Raw genomic sequence first — 3873 nt, 5'->3', positions numbered from 1 at the left:
CCAACTGCCCTGGCTGAAGCAGTCCCGGAAGACCTGATCAAATGGACAGACGGCAAGGCTCTGATTGCAACGGGAAGTCCATTTGCTAATGTGGAATACAACGGTGTTTCCTATAACATTGGGCAGTCAAACAACGCATTTGTATTCCCTGGTCTCGGGCTTGGAGCCATCGTTGCCAAAGCTGAAATAATTTCAAAAGGTATGTTTGCTGCAGCTGCCAACGCTGTTGCTAAGCTGACCGACACCAGCCAGCAAGGAGCGTCCCTGCTCCCTCCGATTGAAAAATTGCATGATGTCTCTATCTATGTGGGTGTTGAAGTAGCGAAAGCCGCGATAGAAGAAGGAATTGCAAGAGCAGACATTACGGATTTGGCAAAAGCTGTGGCAGATGCAGTGTGGGAACCGGAGTATAAAGAATTTAAGAGTGTCGGTAATTGGGCAAGTTTTAAAACCTGATTGGATATTAAGAATATATGCCCGGTGCCCCTGGTAATGGTTGATTCTCTTAACAAGGCTGTATGAAACTGCATCTCAATTGTTAGAGATTTTCTAACAGTTTGCAGTTTGATATCATTTATCTTTTCGCGCTTTTTGCCGGCTCAATGTCTGGATATCAAACTAAAAGTGATGTCTTGACCCAAGGTAGGTTTAGTAGGGTTTTAAATCATTTACTTTATAAGTATTTAGCCCTTTGTAAACCCAAAAGGGCTTTTGTTTGTTTATGGGACTTTCTCAAACCGCTGCCTGGATTTGAGGAGTCAGAGTAAATATTACCAAGCTCTGGAGAGTAACTTTCGTTTAGAAAAAGACTGGCACTTTTCTATATCTTCAGCCTAAGTAACTGCTATTGATCAAAAGCTGGCCTTCCATAACCGGCAATCTTTGAATTAGACAAAAAATAATACTTCTTGCAAACACCTCCTCCGTTAGAAATCATGCTGGAAGCACCTGAAGTATTGCCTTCGATTGTATAAACATACTTGGAATCAACCGCATAAACGATTCCTGTGTGATGAGCACTCGAAATGCTTGTACCAAAGAAAATTTGATCACCAATTTTAGGACTGGACGTATAAAATTGCCCATGGTTATTGAAATACTCAGCGGAATTTGGGCACCGAGCCCCAAGCACTCCATGGCACAAAAGCCTTTTTGCTTCATCGACACCGTATGCCTGAACGAAGCACCAATCAACGAATACGTCGCACCAGGCCAATCCCTGCTTTGAACCTTTATAAAATCCGCTGATTGCATCTAAGTCTCGTGCATACTTAGTGTAATTATTGGTGCCAGCATTAGCGGTTTTGTCATCAAGGTTACTGATACTTGCTTTTTCAAGATAACCAACTTCTGCTTCGGCTATTTGAATGACACAAGATACATCAGCCACATCATAGACCTCCTTAACGGTGTAGAGTTACTATACCACCAGTTTATTCCTGTGGAGTAAAAAACGGAATCAAATAAACCATCTTCCAGCGCGGAAGATGGTTTATTCATGCGGAAATCCTGCTGGGGCAACGCCTCATACACCAGGATAGCAGCTGTGCCTGAAAGGTTAATTGAGCTTATCTCTTTTCTGATAATAACCATATAGCTGGCCGGTTTATTGCTGTTTTTTTTAAAACACTAAGAAAATCTTAAGAATTGCATAAAGTGTTTGTTAAGATTTAACTGATATTATTCTATTAACAGGAATAATAAAGGGATGGTACTTATATTGAAATCATTTTTGGGAGTGAATTTTCATGAACATATTGGTTTGTGATGATGATAAAGCCATTGTAGATGCGATAGGCATCTATTTAGAAAACGAAGGCTATAAAATACATAAAGCATTTAATGGAGAAGAAGCCATTGAGGTAATCAGAGATCATGAGATTCATCTTGTTATCATGGATATTATGATGCCCAAGATGGATGGGATTAGAGCTACCATGAAGATTAGAGAAGAAAACAATATCCCATTAATCATGCTTTCTGCCAAATCGGAGGATTCGGATAAAATTTTAGGCTTAAATTTGGGAGCAGATGACTACATAAGCAAGCCATTTAATCCCCTGGAGCTAATTGCAAGGGTTAAATCACAGCTGAGACGATATACGACATTTGGAAGTCTTGAAACAAGAAGCAATGTATATCAGACGGGGGGACTTATGATTGATGATGAAAGGAGAACAGTTTCGATCGATGGGAAGGAGGTCCATCTGACACCCGTACAATATAAGATCTTAAAACTTCTGACAGCAAATGCCGGAAGAGTTTTCTCCATTGAAGAGATCTATGAAAAGATATGGAATGAAAAATCCTTTAGTCCTGAAAATACAGTAACCGTTCATATCAGGAAAATTAGAGAAAAAATAGAGATAAATCCGAAAGAGCCAAAATATTTGAAGGTGGTGTGGGGAGTTGGATATAAAGTTGAAAAGATATAGTCATTCTGTCATGACGAAATTCATTGTCTTTATCATAGCCGTCATCTGTTTTACGGGGGCCATTCGAGCCATTGTTGAGGTAGAGGTCGTAAATGATGGTCAATTCAGCAGCGTGTTAGAAGACAATTATTTAGAGAGCAGGGCATTTGTGCTGGAAAATGAAGCTCTCATCGGTGATCTCACAAGACTATTAGGGGAATATAAGAATAAGGAACATATTTTAAGCGGCAAAACAATCAGCCAGGATGAATGGAGAAGTGTTGAAGAGAATTTATATTCAGAATTTCGGAACCAATCCAGAAGCTATAATCCTGAATTAAGTGAAGAAGAAAATTTCAAACGGTTTGAAGAAGAGTACGCAGAGACACTCTCTCAGGAAAAGGACCAGCTGATCAGGGAGGATTTAAGAGAATTTCATTTGCTTTTGCAGAATATAGAGGATTCAGAGCTCATGTTTTATGCCAGTGATGGGACAAATGTGTTTAAAAACAGTGCAAAGACCGAAAAAGAACAGTTTGAAAGCTACCCTTCTTATATGCTTTTCGAGGAATACAATCGAGAGTTTTATCCAAAAGAAACGGAAGAAAATGAACATTTGCATGTAATTACTGAGCAAATGGATGAACTGAATTCAGGAACCACAGTTGTGTATGTTGCTTTTCCGGAAGATTTGCTGGATCTTAAAACAGAAGAGTGGCAAGAAAACAAAGCCATTGCTGGAAAAAATGTATATCAAGTATTTGGATTCCTGGCTGGATTTATTCTTTCATTCTTTTACCTTGTGCTTATAGCAGGCAGAAAGTCATTTAAGGATCAAGAGCTGCATTTTCATCCGGCAGATAAATTATACAATGACATCAATATCGTATTATGTATTATGCTTATAGTATTTTGGGTTGCTTTAGTGGATGATGTGTTTGAGAATATAGAAAAAATGATCACACCTATTACGATCCCTTTTGCCGCTCTGGGATTCATGCTGATTCTATCACTCATAAAGCATTTCAAAAATAGAACGCTTATCAGACATACATTAATTTATACATTGATCCACAAACTGGTTAAATTTATAGGAGATGTATATCAAAGCGGAAGCACCGGCGTAAAGACGGTACTGCTTGTCATCGGTTATCCAATAGTGATTGCTTTAACGTTCTTCATGTTTCCGGTAACGATTGGCCTGGCTGCCTGGTTTGCCTTTAAGAAAATCAAGACCTTTAACTCTATACAGAGCGGGGTAGAGAGAATTAAGGAAGGGAACCTTCATCACCGTATTGAAGCAGGCGAAAAAGGAGAATTCAGCAGGCTTGCTGCCAACATCAACAGCATCACGGATGGATTAAAAAAAGCGGTGGATAACGAACTAAAAAGTGAGCGGTTGAAAACAGAGCTAATCACCAATGTATCGCATGATATTCGAAACCCCTTAACTTCCATT

At 39.3% G+C, this 3873-nt stretch carries 4 protein-coding genes; 3 read left to right on the top strand and 1 reads right to left on the bottom strand.

Annotation, left to right across the window (positions count from 1 at the left end; genetic code table 11):
• The coding region (locus ACEQ1T_RS20460; RefSeq protein ID WP_370224489.1) for a malic enzyme-like NAD(P)-binding protein at positions 1–456 on the top strand (456 nt) is incomplete at its 5' end.
• A gap of 388 nt (positions 457–844) precedes the next feature.
• On the opposite strand, the gene ACEQ1T_RS20455 is transcribed toward ACEQ1T_RS20460, so the two are convergent.
• On the bottom strand, positions 845–1390 hold the full coding sequence (locus ACEQ1T_RS20455; protein WP_370224488.1) for a CHAP domain-containing protein: 546 nt from the start codon (positions 1388–1390) through the stop codon (positions 845–847).
• 358 nt (positions 1391–1748) lie between these two features.
• On the opposite strand from ACEQ1T_RS20455, the gene ACEQ1T_RS20450 reads away from it, so the two are divergent.
• On the top strand, positions 1749–2435 hold the full coding sequence (locus ACEQ1T_RS20450; protein WP_370224487.1) for a response regulator transcription factor: 687 nt from the start codon (positions 1749–1751) through the stop codon (positions 2433–2435).
• A partial coding sequence (locus ACEQ1T_RS20445) for a sensor histidine kinase (protein WP_370224486.1) occupies positions 2410–3873 on the top strand: 1464 nt, incomplete at its 3' end. The genes ACEQ1T_RS20450 and ACEQ1T_RS20445, both read left to right, overlap by 26 nt.

It is taken from the genome of Cytobacillus sp., assembly GCF_964223445.1.
Taxonomy (GTDB): Bacteria; Bacillota; Bacilli; order Bacillales; family Cytobacillaceae; genus Cytobacillus.
The sequence above is the reverse complement of the archived record's forward strand: the minus strand, read 5'-3'. Positions and strand labels throughout refer to the sequence as shown.

Coding starts and splice junctions, on each gene's coding strand:
- ACEQ1T_RS20450 (WP_370224487.1), top strand. CDS start 1,749: ATGAACATATTGGTTTGTGATGATGATAAAGCCATTGTAGATGCGATA.